This is a genomic window from Nocardioides potassii (genome assembly GCF_021648885.1).
In the GTDB taxonomy this organism is placed as follows: domain Bacteria; phylum Actinomycetota; class Actinomycetes; order Propionibacteriales; family Nocardioidaceae; genus Nocardioides; species Nocardioides potassii.
In genome coordinates this window covers 874469-895482 of sequence record NZ_JAKJHZ010000005.1, presented here as the reverse complement: position 1 = coordinate 895482, position 21014 = coordinate 874469, and the positions used below count along the sequence as shown (strand labels likewise).

At 71.2% G+C, this 21014-nt stretch carries 22 protein-coding genes; 3 read left to right on the top strand and 19 right to left on the bottom strand.

The genetic code is table 11. From position 1 onward, the window contains the following. Positions 1–8: 8 nt before the first annotated feature. From L2K70_RS08850 to pafA, 9 genes are all read right to left on the bottom strand, one after another. Positions 9–2804, bottom strand: coding sequence for a DEAD/DEAH box helicase (locus L2K70_RS08850; protein ID WP_236401397.1), 2796 nt, complete (start codon positions 2802–2804; stop codon positions 9–11). Beyond that, positions 2801–3718 carry a diacylglycerol kinase family protein gene (locus tag L2K70_RS08845; protein ID WP_236401395.1) on the bottom strand — a complete coding sequence of 306 codons (918 nt, stop codon included), beginning with the start codon at positions 3716–3718 and terminating at the stop codon, positions 2801–2803. Before L2K70_RS08845 ends, L2K70_RS08850 begins: the two co-directional genes overlap by 4 nt. Positions 3719–3755: 37 nt before the next feature. Then, the gene (locus tag L2K70_RS08840; RefSeq protein ID WP_236401393.1) at positions 3756–4172 is read right to left on the bottom strand and encodes a hypothetical protein; all 417 of its coding nucleotides are present in this window, start codon (positions 4170–4172) and stop codon (positions 3756–3758) included. Between the two features lie 34 nt (positions 4173–4206). Then, on the bottom strand, positions 4207–4974 hold the full coding sequence (tatC, locus tag L2K70_RS08835; RefSeq protein WP_236401392.1) for a twin-arginine translocase subunit TatC: 768 nt from the start codon (positions 4972–4974) through the stop codon (positions 4207–4209). Positions 4975–5049: 75 nt separating this feature from the next. Then, a complete protein-coding gene (tatA, locus tag L2K70_RS08830) occupies positions 5050–5358 on the bottom strand; it encodes a twin-arginine translocase TatA/TatE family subunit (RefSeq protein WP_236401390.1) in 309 nt (102 codons plus the stop codon). Positions 5359–5409: 51 nt separating this feature from the next. Next, positions 5410–6402 carry a helix-turn-helix transcriptional regulator gene (locus L2K70_RS08825; protein WP_236401388.1) on the bottom strand — a complete coding sequence of 331 codons (993 nt, stop codon included), beginning with the start codon at positions 6400–6402 and terminating at the stop codon, positions 5410–5412. Beyond that, positions 6399–7373 (bottom strand): helix-turn-helix transcriptional regulator, encoded by a 975-nt coding sequence (locus tag L2K70_RS08820; protein ID WP_236401386.1) that lies wholly within the window; start codon positions 7371–7373, stop codon positions 6399–6401. The genes L2K70_RS08825 and L2K70_RS08820 overlap by 4 nt, the downstream gene beginning before the upstream one ends. Positions 7374–7412: 39 nt before the next feature. Then, a complete protein-coding gene (locus L2K70_RS21625; protein ID WP_236401384.1) occupies positions 7413–8378 on the bottom strand; it encodes an FKBP-type peptidyl-prolyl cis-trans isomerase in 966 nt (321 codons plus the stop codon). 87 nt (positions 8379–8465) lie between these two features. Further along, positions 8466–9827 carry a Pup--protein ligase gene (gene pafA, locus L2K70_RS08810; protein ID WP_236401382.1) on the bottom strand — a complete coding sequence of 454 codons (1362 nt, stop codon included), beginning with the start codon at positions 9825–9827 and terminating at the stop codon, positions 8466–8468. Between the two features lie 90 nt (positions 9828–9917). Between pafA and L2K70_RS08805 the strand changes: the two genes are divergently transcribed. Next, a complete protein-coding gene (locus L2K70_RS08805) occupies positions 9918–10328 on the top strand; it encodes a hypothetical protein (RefSeq protein WP_236401380.1) in 411 nt (136 codons plus the stop codon). Positions 10329–10379: 51 nt separating this feature from the next. Here the strand turns inward: L2K70_RS08805 and prcA are convergent, their stop codons facing one another. The 4 genes from prcA to dop form a co-directional block, all read right to left on the bottom strand. Then, entirely contained in the window at positions 10380–11339 is a 960-nt protein-coding gene (prcA, locus tag L2K70_RS08800) for a proteasome subunit alpha (RefSeq protein WP_236401378.1), read from the bottom strand. 22 nt (positions 11340–11361) lie between these two features. Next, positions 11362–12192 (bottom strand): proteasome subunit beta, encoded by an 831-nt coding sequence (gene prcB / locus L2K70_RS08795; protein ID WP_236401376.1) that lies wholly within the window; start codon positions 12190–12192, stop codon positions 11362–11364. Positions 12193–12197: 5 nt separating this feature from the next. Continuing rightward, positions 12198–12395: a ubiquitin-like protein Pup gene (locus L2K70_RS08790; RefSeq protein WP_236401374.1), complete on the bottom strand. Its 198-nt coding sequence runs from the start codon at positions 12393–12395 to the stop codon at positions 12198–12200. A gap of 64 nt (positions 12396–12459) precedes the next feature. Continuing rightward, entirely contained in the window at positions 12460–13980 is a 1521-nt protein-coding gene (gene dop, locus L2K70_RS08785; protein WP_236401372.1) for a depupylase/deamidase Dop, read from the bottom strand. A 3-nt stretch (positions 13981–13983) separates the two neighbouring features. On the opposite strand from dop, the gene L2K70_RS08780 reads away from it, so the two are divergent. Next, positions 13984–14607 carry a class I SAM-dependent methyltransferase gene (locus tag L2K70_RS08780; protein WP_236401370.1) on the top strand — a complete coding sequence of 208 codons (624 nt, stop codon included), beginning with the start codon at positions 13984–13986 and terminating at the stop codon, positions 14605–14607. Positions 14608–14749: 142 nt separating this feature from the next. Here L2K70_RS08780 and L2K70_RS08775 read toward each other — a convergent pair whose 3' ends face one another. From L2K70_RS08775 to L2K70_RS08760, 5 genes are all read right to left on the bottom strand, one after another. After that, a complete protein-coding gene (locus tag L2K70_RS08775) occupies positions 14750–15109 on the bottom strand; it encodes a hypothetical protein (protein ID WP_236401368.1) in 360 nt (119 codons plus the stop codon). Positions 15110–15116: 7 nt separating this feature from the next. Beyond that, the gene (gene arc / locus L2K70_RS08770) at positions 15117–16862 is read right to left on the bottom strand and encodes a proteasome ATPase (RefSeq protein ID WP_236401366.1); all 1746 of its coding nucleotides are present in this window, start codon (positions 16860–16862) and stop codon (positions 15117–15119) included. Between the two features lie 113 nt (positions 16863–16975). Then, the gene (locus L2K70_RS21075) at positions 16976–17098 is read right to left on the bottom strand and encodes a hypothetical protein (RefSeq protein ID WP_268930188.1); all 123 of its coding nucleotides are present in this window, start codon (positions 17096–17098) and stop codon (positions 16976–16978) included. Continuing rightward, complete coding sequence (locus L2K70_RS08765) at positions 17095–18102, bottom strand: tRNA (adenine-N1)-methyltransferase (protein ID WP_236401364.1); 1008 nt, start codon at positions 18100–18102, stop codon at positions 17095–17097. The genes L2K70_RS21075 and L2K70_RS08765 overlap by 4 nt, the downstream gene beginning before the upstream one ends. A gap of 56 nt (positions 18103–18158) precedes the next feature. Further along, the gene (locus tag L2K70_RS08760) at positions 18159–19328 is read right to left on the bottom strand and encodes a site-2 protease family protein (RefSeq protein ID WP_236401362.1); all 1170 of its coding nucleotides are present in this window, start codon (positions 19326–19328) and stop codon (positions 18159–18161) included. A gap of 79 nt (positions 19329–19407) precedes the next feature. Here L2K70_RS08760 and L2K70_RS08755 point away from each other — a divergent pair, with 79 nt between their 5' ends. Then, positions 19408–20325, top strand: coding sequence for a RecB family exonuclease (locus L2K70_RS08755; RefSeq protein WP_236401360.1), 918 nt, complete (start codon positions 19408–19410; stop codon positions 20323–20325). Between the two features lie 7 nt (positions 20326–20332). Here the strand turns inward: L2K70_RS08755 and L2K70_RS08750 are convergent, their stop codons facing one another. After that, complete coding sequence (locus L2K70_RS08750) at positions 20333–20995, bottom strand: HAD family hydrolase (RefSeq protein ID WP_236401358.1); 663 nt, start codon at positions 20993–20995, stop codon at positions 20333–20335. Positions 20996–21014 lie beyond the last annotated feature (19 nt).

Below are 21014 nucleotides of genomic sequence, written 5' to 3'. Positions count from 1 at the left end.
CGACCCTCTCACTCGGCCAGGACGCTGTAGGCGATCACGCCCCGCTTGAGCTTCTTCGCCGCCTCGCGGGCGGTCGTCCGCAGCGGGCTGTCGCCCGCAGCGTCCGCGACCTGACCGCAGAGGTCGAGGAGCTGCTTCATCCAGCGCACGAAGTCGCCCGCCGACAGGCCGGTCACCATCAGTACGTCGTCGAGGTCGTCGCCCTCCGCCCAGCGCCAGGCCGCCCAGGCGAAGCCGATGTCGGGCTCGCGCAGGAAGTCGAGCTTGTGCTCCCGCTCGAGGGCGTCGAGCTGCCCCCAGACCCGGACGAGCTCGCCGAGGACCGGCCGCACCTGGCCGCCGGGCATCTTGGGCGACGACGCGTCGTCGGCCCGTCGTGCCTCGAACACCAGCGCGGACAGCACGGACGCCAGCTCGGAGGAGGTGAGGTCGTCGAACAGGCCCGCACGGATCGCCTCCGCTGCGACGAGGTCCATGTCGGTGTAGATCCGGCGCAGGTGGGCGCCCTGCTCGGTCACCTTGTCGCCGTCGAGGTAGCCGAGCGCGGTCAGCACGTCGCAGACCCGGTCGAAGGTCCGCGCGACGGTGTTCGTCCGGGTCTCGACGCGCCGCTTCAGGGTCTCGGTGTCGCGCTCGAGCTTGAAGTAGCGCTCGGCCCAGCGCGCGTGGTCCTCGCGCTCGGGGCACTGGTGGCACGGGTGCGCCTTGAGGTCGGCGCGCAGGCGACCGATCTCCCGATCGGTCGGCGTGTCGCTGAACGAGTCCTGCTTGCCCGTACGGCGTTGCGGCCGGCCGTCGTCGTCGCGCGCCTTCGCCCGCAGCTGGGTGGCCAGGTCGCGCCGCATCGCGGGATTGCGGCCGTTGAAGCTCTTCGGGATGCGCATCCGGCCGATCGCCTCGACCGGGACGGGGAAGTCCATCGGGGCCAGCCGTCGTGCCTGGCGGTCCGCCGTCACGACGTAGGGCCGCGGCTCGTCGCCGGAGTGCCCCGGGTCGATCACGACGGCCAGGCCGCTGAACTTGCCGGCCGGCACCTTGATCACGTCGCCCGGCCTCAGCCGGCCCAGCGACGCCACCGCCTCGTCGCGGCGGTCCTGCCGGCGCTCGCGCGCCGCGCCCTTCTCGAGGTCGGAGATCTTCCGGCGCATGGCGGCGTACTCCATGAAGTCGCCGACGTGGCAGTGCGCCGCCTCCTTGTAGCCCTCGAGCGCCTCCTCCGCCTTGTGGACCTGCCGGGCGAGACCGACGACGGCCTTGTCGGCCTGGTACTGGGCGAAGGACTGCTCCAGCAGCTCGCGCGAGCGGGCGCGGCCGAACTGGTGCACGAGGTTGACCGCCATGTTGTAGGACGGCCGGAACGACGAGCGCAACGGGTAGGTGCGGGTCGAGGCGAGGCCGGCGACCTCCCGCGGGTTCATCCCGGGCTGGTAGAGCACCACGCCGTGGCCCTCGATGTCGAGGCCCCGGCGACCGGCGCGACCGGTCAGCTGGGTGTACTCCCCCGGCGTCAGGTCGGCGTGAGTCTCGCCGTTCCACTTCGACAGCTTCTCGATCACGACCGTGCGGGCCGGCATGTTGATGCCGAGGGCGAGGGTCTCGGTCGCGAAGACGACCTTCACCAGGCCCTCCTGGAACAGCTCCTCGACGACCTGCTTGAACGCCGGCAGGAGACCGGCGTGGTGGGCGGCGATGCCGCGGGTGAGTCCGTCGAGGAACTCGTGGTAGCCCAGGACGTGCAGGTCCTCCTCGGGCAGCGACCGGGACGCCTCCTCGACGCGGGCGAAGATCTCGTCCCGCTCCGCCGCGGTGGTGAGCCGGGTGTTGGCCTGGACGAGCTGGCTGACCGCCGCGTCGCAGCCGGCCCGGCTGAAGATGAACACGATCGCCGGGAGCAGGCCCTCGCGGTCGAGCCGCTCCACGACCTCGACCCGGCTCGGGATCCACACGCGACGGCCGTTGCCGACGGCACGCGGGTTCTTCGACGAGCCCGGCTTGCCCTTGCGAGGCGAACGACGGTCGCGCATCAGCCGCGAGCTGGCCCAGTCGTCGCGGGCGATCCGGGTGAGCTCGTCGTTGACCGGGGCGCCCTCCTTGACGAACCCCGCACTCGCGTCGACGTCGGAGGAGGCGAACAGGTCGAGCAGGCGGCGCCCCACCATGACGTGCTGGAACAGCGGCACCGGCCGCTTCTCCTCCAGGATCGTCGTCGTCTCGCCGCGCACGGTGGCCAGCCACTCACCGAACTCCTCCGCGTTGGACACGGTGGCCGACAGCGACACCAGCGTCACCGACTCGGGGAGGTGGATGATGACCTCCTCCCACACCGCGCCGCGCATCCGGTCGGCGAGGTAGTGGACCTCGTCCATCACGACGTAGCCCAGCCCGAGCAGCGTGCGCGAGCCGGCGTACAGCATGTTGCGCAGCACCTCGGTGGTCATCACGACCACAGGCGCCTCGCCGTTGACGACGTTGTCGCCCGTGAGCAGGCCGACGTTGTCCGCGCCGTAGCGCTTCACCAGGTCGTGGAACTTCTGGTTGGACAGCGCCTTGATCGGCGTCGTGTAGAAGGCCTTGCGCCCGGTCTGCAGGGCCAGGTGGATGGCGAACTCGCCGACGATCGTCTTGCCCGAGCCGGTGGGTGCGGCCACCAGCACCCCGCGACCGTCCTCGATCTCCCGGCACGCGCGCAGCTGGAAGTCGTCGAGCTCGAAGCCGTGGAGCCCGGCAAAGTCCTTGAGCATCGGGTAGGGCTTCTCGCGCTGGAAGGCCGCGTAGCGCTCGGCCGGCGTGAGCTCGTCGTTCATGCCAGAACCTCCAGTGCGCCGGGGTCGCACGTGACGGTGAGGGGCAGCGGGCCGAAGCGCTCGCCGTCGGCGTACGACACGATGCCGGGCGCCGCGACGGTGACCGAGCGGACCCGCCGGTGGACGTACTCCGCGACGCCGTCGATCCTGCCGGTGAAGAGGCGGGGGTAGGAGCGCACCAGCTTGGGCTTGCTCATCCGGGTGATGACCACGACGTCGAGCAAACCATCGTCGAGCAAGGCGCCCTCCGTGATCCGGAGGCCGCCGCCGAACGACGGGCCGTTGCCGACGGCGACGAGCATCGCCTCGTGCTCGATCGTCTGGACCCCGGCCCCGTCGTCGAGCTGCAGCACGTAGGGCAGCGGGCGGAACGTGCGCAGCTCGGCGAGCGTGGCGAGGTTGTAGCGCATCTGGCCCTTCGGCCAGGTCATCGCGTTGGCCCGCTCGTTGACGATCGCGTCGAAGCCCGCGGCCAGCACGGTGACGAACCAGCGGTCGCCGCTGCGCGCGAGGTCGATGGTGCGGCGCCGCGAGGCGATCACCCGGTCGGCGGCGGCCACCGGGTCGGTGCGCGGGAGGCCGAGGTAGCGGGCGACGTCGTTCCCGGTGCCGCTGGGGATCAGGCCGAGCGGTACGCCGGTGCCGGCCACCGCCTGCACGCCGAGGTGCACCAGCCCGTCTCCCCCGCAGACGACCAGCGCCTCGACACCGTCGGCCACGCAGGCGCGGGCCAGGTCGAGGGCCTCGTCGCCGTCGCGACCCTGGAGGTTGCGCACCACGAACCCGCTCTCCCGGAGCCGGCCCAGGGCGGCGTCACGATGGCGAGCGCCCCGTCCCCTGCCGGACGTGGGATTGGTGAGCAGGGCGATCTCGCGACCCCGGACGGAGCCGTCCGGTCCTGACGGGTCGTGCATGAGTGCGACCCTATCCCGCAGGGTCGCCGTGCAGCGGCTACCGGCTCAGGCGCAGCAACGCGGCGTAGCGTTCGGCGCGTGCACCGACGGCCCGGGCGAGCCGGCCGAGGGCGTCGAGGACGAGGTCGGGGCTGAATGCCGTGCCCGGGACGGCGAGCACCATCCGGTCCGTGCCGTCCGCGGTGGCGATGCTCCCCAGCACGACCTGCCCGTGCCGCCAGGCCTGGTGCACCCGCAACCGGGTCGCGTCGTCGACCACGGGCTCCGGGTAGGCCTCGTCGACCGCCAGCAGGTCGCACACGACCTCGGCGGGCTCAGCGTCGTCACCCGTCGCGAGGCGCCCGCGCACGTGGTGACCGGTGCTCAGGCCGGCCTCGGCGCGCCACACGACGTCGCGGGTGCCGAGCCACTCGGGCAGGTCGAACGGATCGATGTCGGAGATCGCGGCCTGCATGGAGCCACCCTCTCAGAGCGCGACGGAGCGCGGCTCAGATGGGAGACAGGTCGTCGGGTCCCAGTCCGGCGTTGGGCGCGCGGTTGGCACGACGCCGGTCGTTGAGCCGGGCGATGACCTCGGAGGCGAAGAACAGCAGCATCATCGGCACGGCCATCAGGCACATCGAGAAGGGGTCGGTCGACGGCGTGGCGGCGGCGGCGAAGATGAACGTGCCGATCACGATCCACGGGCGGTACGCCGCGAGCTGGCGCCCCTTGATGACCCCGGCGAAGTTGAGCAGCACGACGAAGACCGGGATGTTGAAGGAGAGCCCGAACACCAGCAGCGTCCGGGTGAAGAACTGCAGGTAGTCGCTGAAGTCGATCAGGTTCGTGACACCGCTCGGGTTGAAGCCGATGAGCACCTCGAGCGCGATCGGGAGCGTGAAGTACCCGAGCGCCACCCCGATGAGGAACAACGGTCCGGCGATGGCGACGAAGATGCGCGTCATCTTCCGCTCCTGGGCGTAGAGCCCGGGCAGCACGAAGGCCCAGATCTGGTAGAGCCAGTAGGGCGCGGTGACCACGACGGCCGCGAACCCGGCCAGCTTGAGCCACAGCATCAGGCCCGCGGAGGCGCCGCTCGTGGTCGCCTCGGTCGTGCCGTTGGGCAGCTGCTGCTGGGCGTCCTCGTAGGGGCCGAACACCGCGTCGAGCAGAGCGTGGCGGAAGAACAGGGCGATCGCGAACGCGACGACGAACACCAGCAGGCAGCGCAGCAGCCGGGCGCGGAACTCCCGGAAGTGGTCGGACAGGGCCATCCGCCCATCGGGTCCGACCGGGTGTCGGGGGCCGCCCCTGAACAGGCCGGCGACGGAGGTGAGCTTCACCCCGGGTCAGGCGGTGGTGTCGTCGCGCCGCTCGTGGACGACCTCACCGGTGGCGGGGTCGGTCGTCGCGCCCGTCGAACCGGTGGCCCCCGTGGCCTCGTTGCGCGTCTCGATCTCGCGCTGCTCGGCGGTGGCCTGCTTGTCGGCCTTGTCCCCGTCGCGCAGGTCCTTCGTCTCGGTCTTGAAGATGCGCAGGGCCTGGCCCGAGCTGCGGGCGAGCTCGGGCAGCTTGGCGGCGCCGAAGACGAGCACGACGATGGCGAGGATCACCAGCCACTCCGCACCCTGCGGCATGCCGATCATCGGGTTGATCATGAGACGCTCCGTCTTCGTTGAGGTTCGTGTGAGCCGAGCCCGGAAGGGACCCTACGAGTCTACGCGGTCGCCCTCGTAGAGGCGGAGGGTTGCCCGCGCGGCGGCCCTGAACGCCTCGGCGTAGTCGTCGGGGGCGAGCAGGGTCGCGTGCGGCGCGAGGCGGAACAACAGGGAGCGCACCCACTGTTCGCTGGCCACCTCGAGGTCCACGTCGATCGTCCCGTCCGGGCCGGGGCGCTGGTCGGTGACCTGGTAGTACTCGGTCACCCACCGCGCCGGCGGGGCGAGCCGCAGGGTCACGGTCCGGGTCTCGGAGTCGGTGAACCAGCCGCCGGTGAGGTCGCGGGCACGGGCACCCGGGTCGGCGACCGGCGAGTCCAGCTCGGTGGCAGCGACGATGCGGTCGACCCGGAACGCCCGGTCGCCCTGCGCGGTGTGGCACCACGCGTCGAGGTAGAGCAGGTCCTCGACGCGGGCCAGGCCCCGCGGGTCGACGACCCGGCGGGACTCCTCGTCGCGCGACGGCACGTGGTAGACGATCTCGGCCTGGTGGCTGTGCGCGATCGCCGACTCCAGCACGGGTACGACGGCGCTGGCCTCGAGCGCCGTCGGGTCGACGTGCAGCTTGAGCAGTCCGTCGCCGTCCTGGCCGGCCGCCTCCTCGAGCTTGGTCAGCGTGCGCTGGATGACGTCGCGCGCCTCCTCCGGTGCGGCCTCGGCCATCGTCCGGAGCGCCACCACCAGCGAGGTCGCCTCCGCGGGTGAGAACCGCACCGGGCGCGCCAGGTAGTCGGCGTTGTCGACGCGGATGATCCGGTCGCCCTCGAGCGCCTCGAGGTCCACCTCGATCAGGTCACCGGGCAGGCCCGGCGAGACGCCGGTCATGAAGAGCAGGCGCAGGTCGCGCTCGATCTGGTCGGCGTCGGTGCCGAAGTGGGCGGCCGCGTCGTCGAGGCGCACCTCGCCACGCGCGAGCAGGTAGGGCACCAGCGCGAGCAGGCGGGCCACCTGGTCCGGGGCGGTGTCGGCGGACTGGCTGGTCAACGCGCGCCTCCCGCGGCCACGGCGGTCAGGCGAGCGACCACCTCGTCGCGCAGTGACGCCGGACCCTCGACGACGACGGACGTGCCGTGGGTCAGCACCTCGTCGGAGATCTCGTGCACGGGGCCCTCGACGACCACGGCGTCCCACCCGTCCTCGGCGTGCGGCGTCACGGACTCCGCACGGCGGCGCAGCGCGACGGCCGTGCCCTGGCGCACCCTCAGCTCGGCCCGGACCGAGGGGAACGACGGAGCGAGCCGGCGGGCCACCGCGCGTACGTCGGTGCCCTCCGGGACGTCGTACGCTCCGGACTTGCCGCTCGCACGCACCGGGCCGACGATGCGGGACAGGCGGAAGACGCGCTCGGCCCCACGGTCGACGTCGAAGCCGACGACGTACCAGCGACCGGACGAGCGGGCCAGCCCCCACGGCTGGACGCGCCGGGTCGTCGGCTCGGTCTGGCTCGCGCGCTGGTAGGGGAAGCTGACCTGGCGGCGCTTGCCGACGGCGTCCCAGAGCGGCTCGAAGGCGGGCTCGTCGGCGGTGATGGCCGGGGCGACCACCTCGAGCCGGGCGGGATCGATCTCGACGCCCTGGCCCTTGAGCTTGGCCAGCGCCCGGGCGGTCGCCTTGGCGAGCGTCGCCTGCTGCCAGACCTGGGCAGCGAGGCCGAGCACGGCGGCCTCGTCGGACTCGAAGCGGATCTCCGGCAGCGAGGTCTGCTCGGTGGGGATGCGGTAGCCGATCTCGTCGTCGAAGAACGCGTCCGCGCTGCCGACCTCGATCACGGCGCCGATCTGGCGCAGGGCGTCCTTGTCACGCTCGAAGGCGCGCTCGAACGCCTCGTCGCCGGCCGGCCCGCGGTCGTAGTCGGGGTAGACGGCGTCGCGGATGGCGTCCTTGCCGATGAACCGCTTCGCGCCCAGCAGGAGGATGTGCAGGTTCATCAGCCGCTCTGCCCGTGGCTGCGCCATGCCTCTCCTCCCGCCCTTCTCGTGGACCGGCTCGCGCAGTCAGCTCGCGCCGAGGATGTCGACGACGAAGAACAGCGTGTCGGTGCCCTTGATCCCGGCGCCCTCGTTGCCCTCCTCGCCGTAGCCGTCGGCCGGCGGGATCTCGAGGATCACGCGCGAGCCCACGGTGCGACCGACGAGCCGCTCGTCCCAGCCCTTGATGACGCTGCCGACGCCGATCGGGAACTCCGCGGGCTCCTTGGAGTAGGACTCGTCGAAGGGCTTGTCGGCGTCGTAGACCTGGCCGAGGTAGTTCACCGTGAGGGTCTGCCCCGACTTCACCACCGGACCGTCGCCCCTGACGAGCGTGGTGGCGATCAGCTTGCCGCTGGGCTTGTGGGCGGTGGAGAAGTCGAGGCCGGTGATGACGCCGTCCTTCTCGATCAGGGTGGGCGCCCAGCTCGCGGGCTTCTTCTCCTCGCCCTTCGGGCCGTCGAGCGGCGGCACGGTGTCCTTGCGACCCATGATGTCGACGATGATCAGCGCGGCGTCGCGGTTGCCGATGTTGAAGCGGGCACCGCCGCCCTCGCCGAACGCCTTGTCCGACGGCGTCATCAGCACGACGCGGTCGCCCACCTTCTTGCCGACCATCGTGTCGGTGAGGAACGGGAGGACCTCGTCGCCGACCTCGAGGGACTGCGGCTTGCCCTTGCCGTCCTCGCCCCAGGTGCTCTGGGTCTCCTCCTCGGTGAAGCCGTTGCCGATCCACCACTGGGCCTCGACGGTGTCGCCGGAGGCGACCTCCTCGCCGTCGCCCTCGATGAGCACCTCGGACTCGGTCTTGGACCCGTCGAGGGGGCCGTCGAAGGTCACCTTCGGTGCCTTGCCCTGGTCGCCGGTGATCGTGACCGAGCTCAGCGACGCGCCGGCCTCCTCGGAGTCGCTCGAGTCGGAGCCGCAGGCCGCGAGGCCGAGCAGGCTGACGGCGAGGAGACCGCTGAGCGCAGCGGAACGTACACGGGACACAGGTTCAACCTCATCAAGTCGTCAACAGGTCACAGCAGGTATCGCGAGCTGGTCACGATGGTGCCGGGTCACCCTATCCAGCGGGCCCTACATCCCGTCGATGAGCCTCTGCACGCGCTCGTCGTGGGCCTTGAACGGGTCCTTGCACAAGACGGTGCGCTGCGCCTGGTCGTTGAGCTTGAGGTGCACCCAGTCGACGGTGAAGTCGCGACGGCGCTCCTGCGCCTTGCGGATGAACTCGCCGCGCAGGCGGGCGCGGGTGTTCTGCGGCGGGACGCTCTTGGCCTCGAAGATCTTGAGGTCGGTCGTCACGCGGGCGACGGCGCCGCGCTTCTCGAGGAGGTAGTAGAGGCCGCGGCCGCGGTGGATGTCGTGGTAGGCGAGGTCGAGCTGCGCGATGCGCGGGTCACCGAGCGAGAGGCCGTGCTTGGCGCGGTAGCGCTCGATGAGCTTGTGCTTGATGACCCAGTCGATCTCGCGGTCCACCAGACCGAGGTCGTCGGACTCGACAGCCTTCAGCCCGCGCTCCCACAGGTCGAGCGCCCGCTCGATCAGGGGCGTCGAGATCTGCCGGCGGTCGACGTAGTCGCGCGCCTTGCCCAGGTACTCCGCCTGGATCTCCAGCGCGCTCGCCTCACGGCCGTTGGCCAGGCGCACCTTGCGGCGTCCGGTGGGGTCGTGGCTGATCTCGCGGATGGCGCGGATCGGGTTCTCCATGGTGAGGTCGCGCATCACGACGCCGTCCTCGATCATCCGCAGGACCAGGTCGCACGAGGCGACCTTGAGCATCGTGGTGGTCTCGCTCATGTTGGAGTCGCCGACGATCACGTGGAGCCGGCGGAACCGCTCGGCGTCGGCGTGCGGCTCGTCGCGGGTGTTGATGATCGGCCGGCTGCGGGTGGTGGCGCTGCTGACGCCCTCCCAGATGTGCTCCGCACGCTGGCTCACGCTGTACGACGCCCCGCGCGGGGTCATCACGACCTTCCCCGCGCCGACGACGATCTGGCGGGTCACCAGGAACGGGATCAGCACCTCGGCGAGCTTGCTGAACTCCCCCGCCCGGCCGACCAGGTAGTTCTCGTGGCAGCCGTAGGAGTTGCCGGCGGAGTCGGTGTTGTTCTTGAACAGGTAGATGTCGCCCGAGATGCCCTCCTCGTGCAGGCGGTTCTCCGCGTCGAGCAGCAGGCCCTCGAGGATCCGCTCCCCCGCCTTGTCGTGCGTGACGAGGTCGACGATGTCGTCGCACTCCGGCGTCGCGTACTCGGGGTGGCTGCCGACGTCGAGGTAGAGCCGCGCGCCGTTGCGGAGGAAGACGTTGGACGAGCGACCCCAGCTGACGACCTTGCGGAACAGGTAGCGCGCGACCTCGTCGGGGCTCAGGCGGCGCTGGCCCTTGAACGTGCACGTGACGCCGTACTCGTTCTCGATGCCGAAGATCCGACGGTCCATGCCTCCACCCTAGGCGCGGGGACCACGCGCGGGCGGTCACTCGACGCGGAAACCTTGACGCGTGGCGCCTCCGCGGGTGAGCGTTCCCCCATGGGACCCCGCCACCTGGTCGCCACGGTGCTCGCCGAGCCGAGCGTCGTGGAGGACCTCGAGCTGCGGGTGATGACCGAGGACATGTGGCTGTGGCCCGTCCGCACGGCGCCCGTGGTCGTCGACGGCCCGCGGATGGAGTTCCAGCTCCGCAGGCGCCTGGTCGAGCAGCGGCGCGGCGACTGGGACGACGCGGCGACGTGGACGCCGGCGTGGATCGGCTTCGGCGACGCGTGGCACGAGTTCGGCCCCGACGGCAACGTCCAGCCGACGGGCCCGCTCCCGTGGGCCGCGCACCAGCGGCTGTGGGGAGCCCTCGCGGAGTTCGGCCCGCTCGTGCGCTACCGGCGTCGGCTCAGCGGCATCCCGACCGTGGCCACCGACGACTGGCCAGGACTCAACGTCCGCTGAGCCGCACCTTCACCTGGGCCCGGCCGGCCTGGTCGCGCCTGGTGGGACCGGTCAGACCTGACCTGGCTCGGTCGGCGGCGGCGGGCTGCCCGGGGTCGGCGGCTCACCGGCCGGGGAATCACCGGGAGCCGGCTCCTGACGCTGGGGCGCCACGGGCGGCGCGACGGGCGGCTCCCCCGTCACCGGGTCCTCGAGCGGCGGGACGGCGCCCGAGACCTGGTCGGTCGGGTCCGACGGGTCGTCGGTCCCGGACTGGTGCGGTGCCGCACCGGCGAGCGCGTCCTCGGGTGAGGCGGCGTCGGACGTCGGAGCCCCACGACCACCGAGGATCTCGGCGAGCCGGGCGGCGCGCAGGCGCAGGAACTTGCGCGGCTGGGTGCGGGTGCGGTCGAGGGCGGCGACCTCGAGGTCCCCGGCGGGGATGACGCGGTCCTCGGTCTCGGAGTGGCCCAGTGCGGCGACGGCGACCCGGAGGGTGTCCTCGAGGGAGCTGCCGGCGACGTAGTGCTCGCGCAGGTGCCCGGCGACGACGTCCGCGGCACCGCCCATCACGGCGAAACCGTGCTCGTCGGCGACCTGGCCGTCGTAGGTGAGCCGGTAGAGCTGGTCGTCGGCGGGCTCGTCGCCGATCTCGGCGACGAAGATCTCCACCTCGTAGGGCTTCTCGCCGCCCGAGGAGAAGATGGTGCCGAGCGTCTGGGCGTAGGCGTTGGCCAGGCCGCGACCGGTGACGTCGCGCCGGTCGTAGGCGTAGCCGCGCATGTCCGCGAGTCGTACGCCGGCGATGCGGAGGTTCTCGAACTCGTTGTAGCGCCCGACCGCGGCGAAGGCGATCCGGTCGTAGATCTCGCTGACCTTGTGCAGCGCCTGGGACGGGTTCTCCGAGACGAAGAGGATCCCGTCGGCGTACTGGACGGCGACGACGGACCGGCCGCGGGCGATGCCCTTGCGGGCGAAGTCGGCCCGGTCCTTCATCAGCTGCTCGGGCGAGACGTAGAACGGCATGGACATCTGGGTGGCTCCTACGTCAGCGTCAGGTCAGGGGGGCGGCGGGGCCGTCGGGACGCTGCATCCGGGAGGCGATCATCCGGTCCGCGATGGCCGACACCTCCGCATCTGGCATGCGGCGACCACCGTCGGCGGTGATCACGTGGACGACCGGGAAGATCCGGCGGGTCAGGTCGGGACCGCCGGTGGCGGAGTCGTCGTCCGCGGCGTCGTAGAGCGCCTGCACCACCGCCGTGACGGTGCCCTCCTCGTCGAGGTCCTCGCGGTAGAGCTTCTTCAGCGAGCCGCGGGCGAAGAGCGAGCCCGAGCCGACCGAGTGGAAGGCGGTCTCCTCGTAGCGCCCGCCCGTCACGTCGTAGCTGAAGATCCGGCCATGGTCGGCCGCGACGTCGTAGCCAGCGAAGAGGGGGACGACGGCCAGGCCCTGCATCGCGAGCCCGAGGTTGGCACGGATCAGGGCAGAGAGACGGTTGGCCTTGCCGTCCATCGACAGCGTCGTCCCCTCGATCTTCTCGTAGTGCTCGAGCTCGGTCTGGAACAGCCGCACCATCTCGACCGCCAGCCCGGCGGTGCCGGCGATGCCGACGACGGAGAACTCGTCGGCCGGGAAGACCTTCTGGATGTCGCGCTGGGCGATGATGTTGCCCATCGTGGCCCGGCGGTCACCCGCCATCACGACGCCGCCGTCGAAGGTCGCGGCCACGATCGTGGTGCCGTGGGGCGCGAGGTCACCGGCGTCACCCGTGGGGACGGCGCGGCGCGACGGCAGCAGGTCGGGCGCCTCGACGCCGAGGAAGTCGGCGAAGCTCGAGGTGCCGGGCGTCATGTAGGACGTGGGCAGGCGGGAGTCGCCCATCCGGACTACTCGCCGCCCTTCTGGATGAACGACTTCACGAAGTCCTCGGCGTTGGTCTCGAGGACCTCGTCGATCTCGTCGAGGATCGCGTCGACGTCCTCGTCGATCATCTCCTTGCGCTCGGCGAGGTCGCTCTCGACGACCTCCTCGGTCGCCGTCTCCTCCTGCGAGGACTTGCGCGGCTGCTTCTGCTCCTGGGCCATGACTCGACCCTATCCACTCGCACCGACGCCACAAGGAGGTTCACCCTCGGTGGACGGGCGAGTCTCAGCGGGTGATGGCGGCGACCAGCGCCTGGGCGGTGTCGGAGCGGTCGATCAGGTCGCCGACATGGGCGCGGGTGCCCCGCAGCGGGTCGATCGTGGGCACCCGCTGGAGCGACTCGCGTCCCGGGAGGTCGAAGATCACCGAGTCCCACGACGCGGCGGCCACCGCGTCGGCGTACTTGTCGAGGCAGCGGCCGCGGAAGTAGGCGCGGGTGTCGGTCGGGGGCTCGTGCATGGCGTGCTCGACCTGCTGGTCGTCGAGCAGGCGCTGGATGCGTCCCGACGCGGCGAGCCGGTGGTAGAGGCCCTTGTCGGGGCGTACGTCGGAGTACTGCAGGTCGATGAGGTGCAGCTTGGCGTCGTCCCAGTCGAGGGAGTCGCGGTCGCGGTACTGCTGGAGCAGCTTGAGCTTGGCGACCCAGTCGAGCTCGGTGGCGCACTCCATCGGATCGCGCTCGAGGCGGGTGAGCACCGACTCCCAGCGAGCCAGGACGTCGACGGTCTGCTCGTCGGCGTCGGCGCCGAGGCGGTCCTCGACGTGCTTGCGGGCGAGCTCGAGGTACTCCATCTGCAGTTGCACGGCCGTGAGCCGGCGGCCGTCGCGAAGCGTGACGAGCTGCCTCAGCGTCGGGTCGTGCGAGACCTCGCGCAGCGTGCGCACGGCACCCTCCACGGTCAGGTCGCGGTCGATGAAGCCGTCCTCGATCATCGCCAGCACGAGCGCGGTGGTGCCGGCCTTGAGGTAGATCGAGGTCTCGGCCAGGTTCGCGTCCCCGAGGATGACGTGCAGGCGCCGGTAGACCGCGGGGTCGGCGTGCGGCTCGTCACGGGTGTTGATGATCGGCCGCTTGAGGGTCGTCTCGAGACCGACCTCCACCTCGAAGAAGTCGGCGCGCTGGCTGATCTGGAAGCCGCGCTCGGGCGTCGTGTCGCGCCCGTCCTGGCCGATGCCGACACGCCCCGCACCGGTGACGACCTGCCGCGAGACGAAGAACGGCGTGAGGTGGCGCACGATCTCCGCGAACTGCGTCGAACGGCGCATCAGGTAGTTCTCGTGGGCGCCGTAGGACGCGCCCTTGTTGTCGGTGTTGTTCTTGTAGAGCAGGATCGGCGTGCTCCCGGGCACCTGCGCAGCCATCCGCGAGGCGTCCAGCATGATCTGCTCCCCCGCCTTCTCCCAGCGCACGACGTCGAGCGGGGTCGTGACCTCGGGCGAGGAGTACTCCGGGTGCGCGTGGTCGACGTAGAGCCGCGCGCCGTTGGTGAGGATGACGTTGGCGAGGCCGAGGTCTTCGTCGGTCAGCTGGGTGGGGTCGGCCATCTGCCGCGCCATGTCGAAGCCGCGGGCGTCGCGCAGCGGCGACTCCTCCTCGAAGTCCCAGCGGGCCCGGCGGGCCCGGGCGGTGGACGAGGCGTAGGCGTTGACGATCTGCGACGAGGCGACCATCGGGTTGGCCGCGGGCTGGCCCTGCACGGAGATGCCGTACTCGACCTCGGTGCCCATCACCCGTCGTACGCTCATGGAATGAGCCTACGGGTGTGGGACGAGCGCGTGGTGCCGCGGTTGACCGACGCGAGCCTGCGCGGCCACGAGGTGGGCGAGCTGCGCGAGGTAGCGTGCGCGGGCCTGACGGGTCGGGTGCTCGAGATCGGCTTCGGCAGCGGGCTCAACGTCCGCTGGTACCCGCCGGAGGTGGCCTCGGTGACGGCGATCGAGCCGTCCGACCTGGGCTGGGAGCTGTCCGAGCTCCGGCGCGCACGGACGCAGGTCTCCGTCGAGCGAGCAGGCCTGGACGGGCAGCGGCTGGACCTGCCGGACGACTCGCACGACAGCGCGCTGGTCACCTTCAGCCTCTGCACGATCCCCGACCCGTTGCTGGCTCTGCGCGAGGCGAGGCGGGTGGTGCGGCCGGGCGGGATGCTCCACGTCCTCGAGCACGGGCTCGCGCCCGACGAGTCCGTACGGCGTTGGCAGCGCCGGCTCGAGCCGCTGCAGCGCGCCGTGGCGGGCGGTTGCCACCTGACGCGCGACATCCCGTCCCTCGTGGAGGAGGTGGGATGGCGCATCGAGGAGTCCGAGCAGTCGTACCTGCCCGGACCGGCCGCATCGCGACCGTGGACCTACGGCTACCGGCTGGTCGCCGGGTGACGGATCAGCGGCCGCGGCGCAGGAAGCCGGCCAGGAACAGCACGATGAGGACGATGACGACGATGATCAGGATGGTCTTCATGCCCTCAACCTAGTGGGCCCACGACGTCCGACACACCCTCTCAGGGGTGCTCGGCGAATGTCAGCGCCCGCGAGACTGCCACGCGTGGGCGACGTTGACGCCCACGATCCCAGCGATCGTGACGAGGAGTGCGAGCAGCTCCCCGTTGACGCCGAGCACGATGCTGATCGGGATGAACGCGATCAGGGAGAGGATGCCGAGGGCGAGCTGCCGGCCGCCGGCGCCCGCCACGGCCGCCGTACGACGCTGCTGGACCGCGACCTGGTCGGCCACGCGACGCTCGACGGCGCGCTCGATGCGCTCGGCGAACCCCTCGACGAGCTCGGCGTCGTAGCGGGCGCCGAGCTCGCGACGGGTGGCGAGGGCGGCCTCGATGTCGCTGTGGCCGAGGTCGTCCTCGCGCTCCCCGTCGCGGGTCATGGCGACGTCAGAGGTACTGGCCGGTGTTGGCCACCGTGTCGATCGAGCGACCCGGCTCGGTGCCCTGCTTGCCGGTGATGAGCGTGCGGATGAACACGATGCGCTCACCCTTCTTGCCGGAGATCCGCGCCCAGTCGTCGGGGTTGGTGGTGTTGGGCAGGTCCTCGTTCTCCTTGAACTCGTCCACGCACGCCTGGAGCATGTGCTGGACCCGGAGGCCCCGCTGGGCGGGGTCGAGCCCGCTGTCGAGGAAGTCCTTGATCGCCATCTTCTTGGCCCGGTCGACGATGTTCTGGATCATCGCGCCGGAGTTGAAGTCCTTGAAGTAGAGGACCTCCTTGTCGCCGTTGGCGTAGGTGACCTCGAGGAAGCGGTTCTCCTCCGACTCGGTGTACATCCGCTCGACGGTGGCGCGGATCATCGCGGCCACGGTGGCGTCCCGGTCGTCGTCGAACTCCGCGAGGTCCACGGTGTGCAGCGGCAGCGACGAGGTGAGGTACTTGGAGAAGATGTCGCGCGCCGACTCGGCGTCGGGGCGCTCGATCTTGATCTTCACGTCGAGGCGCCCGGGCCGCAAGATGGCCGGGTCGATCATGTCCTCGCGGTTGGAGGCGCCGATGACCAGCACGTTCTCCAGCGCCTCGACACCGTCGATCTCGCTCAACAGCTGCGGCACGATGGTGTTCTCGACGTCGGAGGAGACACCCGACCCCCGCGTGCGGAAGAGCGAGTCCATCTCGTCGAAGAACACGATGACCGGCGTGCCGAGCGACGCCTTCTCGCGCGCCCGCTGGAAGACCAGCCGGATGTGGCGCTCGGTCTCGCCGACGTACTTGTTGAGCAGCTCGGGGCCCTTGATGTTGAGGAAGTAGGACTTCCCCGAGGCGCCGGTGCGCTCGGCGACCTTCTTGGCCAGCGAGTTGGCGACCGCCTTGGCGATCAGCGTCTTGCCGCATCCGGGCGGGCCGTAGAGCAGCACGCCCTTCGGCGGCTTGAGCTGGTGGTCGGTGAACAGGTCCGGGTAGAGGTAGGGCAGCTCGACCGCGTCGCGGATCGCGTCGATCTGGGTGGTGAGCCCGCCGATCTGCGAGTAGTCGATGTCGGGCACCTCCTCCAGGACGAGCTCCTCGACCTCCGACTTCGGCACGACCTCGTAGACGTAGCCGGCACGCGTGTCGAGCAGCAGCGAGTCGCCGGCGCGGATCGTCACGTCCTCGGCGCGCAACGGCTCGGCGAGGCGGACGACCCGCTCCTCGTCGGCGTTGGCGATCACCAGGGCGCGCTCGCCGTCGGCCAGGATCTCCTTGAGCATCACGACCTCGCCGACCTGCTCGAAGTCCAGCGCGGCCACGACGTTGAGGGCCTCGTTGAGCATGACCTCCTGGCCGCGCACGAGGCCGTCCAGGTCGACCGCCGGGCTCACGCTGACGCGCAGCTTGCGGCCGCCGGTGAACACGTCGACCGAGTCGTCGTCGTTGCGCCCGAGGAACGTGCCGAAGCCGGCGGGCGGCTGCGCCAGCCGGTCGACCTCCTCCTTGAGCGTGGTGATCTGGTCGCGGGCGTCGCGCAGGGTCTGTGCGAGGCGCTCGTTCTGGCTCGAGACGGCGGCCAGCGACCGCTGTGCGTCGGCGAGGCGCGACTCGAGGCCGCGGGCCTGGCCCGGTACGTCGTCGAGGCGGCGGCGCAGGTCCGTGACCTCGGCCTCCAGGTAGCGCACCTGGGTGGCCAGTTGCTCGCGTGTCGGCTCGGTCATGTCGCACCTCCTGTTTCGACACTACCCATGAACGCACGGGACGGAAGTGAATATCTCGCCGTGTCGATCACCGTTTGGCAACGCCTGCCCACACCGGCTCACGCAGGCGTGTGTCAGCCGCCGTCGAGCCGCCAGATCCGACGGAACGTCGACCAGCGCGTCACGCAGGACGGCATCACCGCCTCGAGCTGCACCGCCCAGTCGGGCGACCACGGGACGACCCGGAAGTCGCTCACGCGTCGCCGGGCTCACCGAGGTCGACCCCGGCGATGCTCGCGTCGTGAGGCGGCACGTCGCTCGGCCGGGGCCCGGTGTAGTCCGGGCCGTACGCCCCGGGGGCGGGCCGGCGGGTCTTGCGCGGGGGCCGCTCCCCCGGCGCCATCCGGCGCGCGGTGACCAGGAACGCCGTGTGGCCGATCATCTTGTGGCCCGGTCGCACGGCCAGTCCCTCGACGTGCCAGTCCCGCACGAGCGACTCCCACGGCTGGGGCTCGGTGAAGCCTCCGTGCACCCGCAGCGTCTCGACGACGCGGGACAGCTGCGTCGTCGTGGCGACGTACGCGCACACGATGCCGCCGGGCACGAGCGCCTCGGCGACGGCGTCGACGCAGTTCCACGGGTCGAGCATGTCGAGGATGATCCGGTCGACCTGGTGGGCGCCGTGCGAGGCCAGGCCCTCCTTGAGGTCGCCGAGCCGCAGGTCCCACGCCGGGTGCGTCTGCCCCTCCGGGGCGGAGAAGAACTGGTTGACGTTGCGACGGGCGACGTCGGCGAACTCCTCGCGCAGCTCGTACGACGTCACGCTCCCCCACGGCCCGACGGCACGCAGCAGCGAGCAGGTCAGCGCACCCGACCCCGCGCCGGCCTCGACGACCCGCGCACCGGGGTAGATGTCGGCGAGCGCCACGATCTGCGCAGCGTCCTTGGGGTAGACGACCGCCGCACCGCGCGGCATGGACACGACGAACTCGTTGAGCAGGGGGCGGAAGACGAGGTACTGCCCGCCTGCCGACGAGACGAGCGTGAACCCCTCGTCGCGACCGATCATGTCGTCGTGGTCGAGGTGACCCTTGTTGGAGAAGAACCGCTTCCCGGCGACCAGCTCGAAGTTGTGCTTGCGACCCTTCTGGTCGACGAGCCGCACCCACTCGCCCTCGCGCAGGGGGCCGCGGTGGACCCCGGACCACGCCTCGGCGGGGACGTCGGCGCTGTCGGTGGAGGGCTCGGACGGCTCGGACATGGCCGGAAGACTAGTGGCGGGACGGCGGAATCACTCAGCCGACGAGGTCGACCGGCTCAGCGTGCGGCGTTGGCCCGGAAGGCCTTGTCGACGTCGGCCGTCGAGAGCACGCCGTAGATGCGGCCGTCCGGCTCCACCAGGAGGTACTCCTCGGCGGGACGGCGGCTGATCGCGAGGACGAGGTCCTCGCCCGCGACCGTCGCGGGCAGCGTGAGACCGTCCTCGAGCGACCGCGCGACCGTCGACACCGGCACCCACGGGCGCCGGTCGGCAGGCATCGCGATGACCGCCGCCTCGCTCACGATCCCCAGCGGCCGACCGTCGGGGGCGACCGTGACGATGCTGCCGGCCTGCTCCTCCTGGGCGCGCCGGACGGCCTCGGCCAGGGGCAGGTCGGACGGGACCGTGAGCGTACGACGGGCGAGCGGGCGCGCGACCAGCGCCGGCAGCCGCTCGCGGAGCCGGGCGTGCGCCATCGCGGCGGTCGCCCCGGTCCAGAGAAAGAGCCCGAGGATGAACACCAGGACGACGTCGAGGATGGTCGGCTCGAGGCCGAACAGGGGCTCCATCACGATCGGCCATGCGAGCAGCGCGAGGGCGGTCAGTCGGCCGCCCCAGCCGGCGACGATCGTGGCGCGGTGCTGGTTGCCCGACGCGCCCCAGACAGCCGCCTTGAGCACCCGGCCGCCGTCGAGCGGCAGGCCGGGGACCAGGTTCATCACCCCGATCAGGAGGTTGGCGCCGGCGAGGTAGCCGACGGCGAGCTGGACGAGCCCCTTCGGCACGACGAACCAGAGCCCGGCCGCCACGGCCCCGATGGCGATCGACGTCAACGGGCCGACCACCGCGATCCAGAACTCGTGGCGCGGCTTGCGGGACTGGCCGTCGATCTCGGTCATCCCCCCGAGGAAGTGAAGGGTGATCGAGGTGACGCCGTAGCCGAGCCGCTTGGCCACGACCGCGTGCGACGCCTCGTGGAGCAGCACCGAGAGGTAGAGCACCACCGCCATCACGAAGCCGGCGACGTACTTCAGCACGCCGAGGTCCGCCTGGACCTCGTCGATGCGGGGGGCGAAGGTGACCGCGATCAGGAGCGCGACGATGAACCACGTGCTCGTGACGAGCACGTCGATGCCCGCGATCGACCCGATCCGGAACGTTCCGGGAGCGCGTGGCGAGGCTGCGGGACGTCGCTCGCCGGTGGCTGGGTCAGAGGGGTCGGACACACCCCGAGCCTAGCCAACCGCAGCGACACCGCCGGCCGGACCGATGCTGTCGGACGCCTCGCCTAGGGTGAGGCGCGCCATGACCACCCCGCCCGCAGCACCCGCTGACCACCCTCCGGTCGAGTCCCCCGCCGCACGGGTCTCGACGCCGGTCGACGGCGTCGACGTGCTGGGTGCGATCTCCCCGAGCCGGGCGGGCGACTTCATGGCGTGCCCCCTGATGTACCGCTTCCGCACCATCGACCGGCTGCCCGAGGCGCCGTCGCCCGACGCGACGCGCGGCACCGTGGTCCACAAGGTGCTCGAGGACCTCTTCGACCTGCCGGCGCTCGAGCGCACTCCCGAGCGGGCAGGCGAGATGCTCGCTCCCACGTGGGACGCGCTGCTCGACGCCGAGCCGGGTCTGGGCGAGATGTTCGGCGGGGCCGGCCCCGACGTCACCGCCTGGCTGGCCTCGTGCCGCACCGTCCTCGACCGCTACTTCGACCTGGAGGACCCGCGCCGGCTCGAGCCGGCCGACCGCGAGCTCTACGTCGAGGCCCTGCTCGACTCCAAGCTGCTCCTGCGCGGCTTCGTCGACCGCGTCGACGTCGCTCCCGACGGGCGGATCAGGGTGGTGGACTACAAGTCCGGGAAGAGCCCGAGTGAGGGCTTCGAGGCCAAGGCGCTGTTCCAGATGAGGTTCTACGCGCTCGTGATCTGGAAGCTGCGGGGCGTCGTCCCGTCCGTGCTCCAGCTGATCTACCTCGGCAACGGCGAGATCCTGCGCTACGAGCCCGACGAGGACGACCTCCGCGCCACCGAGCGCAAGGTCGAGGCCGTGTGGGCCGCGATCACCCGCGCGCAGGAGACCGGTGACTGGCAGCCCAGCCCGTCGCGCCTCTGCGACTGGTGCTCGTTCCACGAGTACTGCCCGACCAAGGGCGGCACCGTCCCGCCCTTGCCCGAGCCCGTCCCCGTCGCGGTCGACGCCTCGACCGACGAGTCGCAGGACTAGCGAGCGGTCAGGCGCGAACCAGCCGAGCCAGGTCGGCCGTGTCGAGGCCCGCGAGGGTCTCGACGAAGACCCGCCCCTCGCCCTCGAGGATCGGCACGTGGTGCGGCACGCACAGCGTCGTGCAGCCGGCGGCGACCGCCGACTTCGCGCCGGTGTTGGAGTCCTCGATGGCCACGCAGTCCTCGGCCCGGAGGCCGAGCTCGGCTGCAGCGGTGAGGTAGGGCTCGGGGTGCGGCTTGCCGAACTCGACGCGGTCGCCGGTGACGATCGTGGCGAAGGTGCCCTCGGGCAGCCGGCGCAGGATCGGGTCGACGAACCGCTGCCACGACATGGTGACCAGCGCGCAGGGGACGCCTTCGGCCACGAGGTCCTCGAGCAGCTCACGCGCGCCGGGACGCCACGGCACCTCGTCCTCGACCCGGACGACGACGCCGTCGAGCAGCTCGTCGACGATCTGCTGCGGTGTGCGGTCGATGCCCATGTGCACGCGGATGTAGTCGCCCGAGTCGAGCAGGGCGCTGCCGACGAGGTTCATGGCGTGCTCGTGCGACCAGGTGCCGCCGTACTTCTCGGCCATCGCGTACTCGGTCTCGATCCAGTACGGCTCGGTGTCGACGAGGGTGCCGTCCATGTCCCAGAGCACGGCCGCCGGGAAGGGCGTGGGAGCCAAAGCAGTTCCTCCGAAGCGT

Excerpts from the sequence above, each read along its gene's own strand:
- L2K70_RS08850 (WP_236401397.1), bottom strand. The coding sequence starts at position 2,804 with ATGAACGACGAGCTCACGCCGGCCGAGCGCTACGCGGCCTTCCAGCGC.
- L2K70_RS08845 (WP_236401395.1), bottom strand. The coding sequence starts at position 3,718 with ATGCACGACCCGTCAGGACCGGACGGCTCCGTCCGGGGTCGCGAGATC.
- L2K70_RS08840 (WP_236401393.1), bottom strand. The coding sequence starts at position 4,172 with ATGCAGGCCGCGATCTCCGACATCGATCCGTTCGACCTGCCCGAGTGG.
- tatC (WP_236401392.1), bottom strand. The coding sequence starts at position 4,974 with ATGGCCCTGTCCGACCACTTCCGGGAGTTCCGCGCCCGGCTGCTGCGC.
- tatA (WP_236401390.1), bottom strand. The coding sequence starts at position 5,358 with ATGATCAACCCGATGATCGGCATGCCGCAGGGTGCGGAGTGGCTGGTG.
- L2K70_RS08820 (WP_236401386.1), bottom strand. The coding sequence starts at position 7,373 with ATGGCGCAGCCACGGGCAGAGCGGCTGATGAACCTGCACATCCTCCTG.
- pafA (WP_236401382.1), bottom strand. The coding sequence starts at position 9,827 with ATGGACCGTCGGATCTTCGGCATCGAGAACGAGTACGGCGTCACGTGC.
- L2K70_RS08805 (WP_236401380.1), top strand. The coding sequence starts at position 9,918 with ATGGGACCCCGCCACCTGGTCGCCACGGTGCTCGCCGAGCCGAGCGTC.
- prcA (WP_236401378.1), bottom strand. The coding sequence starts at position 11,339 with ATGTCCATGCCGTTCTACGTCTCGCCCGAGCAGCTGATGAAGGACCGG.
- prcB (WP_236401376.1), bottom strand. The coding sequence starts at position 12,192 with ATGGGCGACTCCCGCCTGCCCACGTCCTACATGACGCCCGGCACCTCG.
- L2K70_RS08790 (WP_236401374.1), bottom strand. The coding sequence starts at position 12,395 with ATGGCCCAGGAGCAGAAGCAGCCGCGCAAGTCCTCGCAGGAGGAGACG.
- dop (WP_236401372.1), bottom strand. The coding sequence starts at position 13,980 with ATGAGCGTACGACGGGTGATGGGCACCGAGGTCGAGTACGGCATCTCC.
- L2K70_RS08780 (WP_236401370.1), top strand. The coding sequence starts at position 13,984 with ATGAGCCTACGGGTGTGGGACGAGCGCGTGGTGCCGCGGTTGACCGAC.
- L2K70_RS08775 (WP_236401368.1), bottom strand. The coding sequence starts at position 15,109 with ATGACCCGCGACGGGGAGCGCGAGGACGACCTCGGCCACAGCGACATC.
- arc (WP_236401366.1), bottom strand. The coding sequence starts at position 16,862 with ATGACCGAGCCGACACGCGAGCAACTGGCCACCCAGGTGCGCTACCTG.
- L2K70_RS08765 (WP_236401364.1), bottom strand. The coding sequence starts at position 18,102 with ATGTCCGAGCCGTCCGAGCCCTCCACCGACAGCGCCGACGTCCCCGCC.
- L2K70_RS08755 (WP_236401360.1), top strand. The coding sequence starts at position 19,408 with ATGACCACCCCGCCCGCAGCACCCGCTGACCACCCTCCGGTCGAGTCC.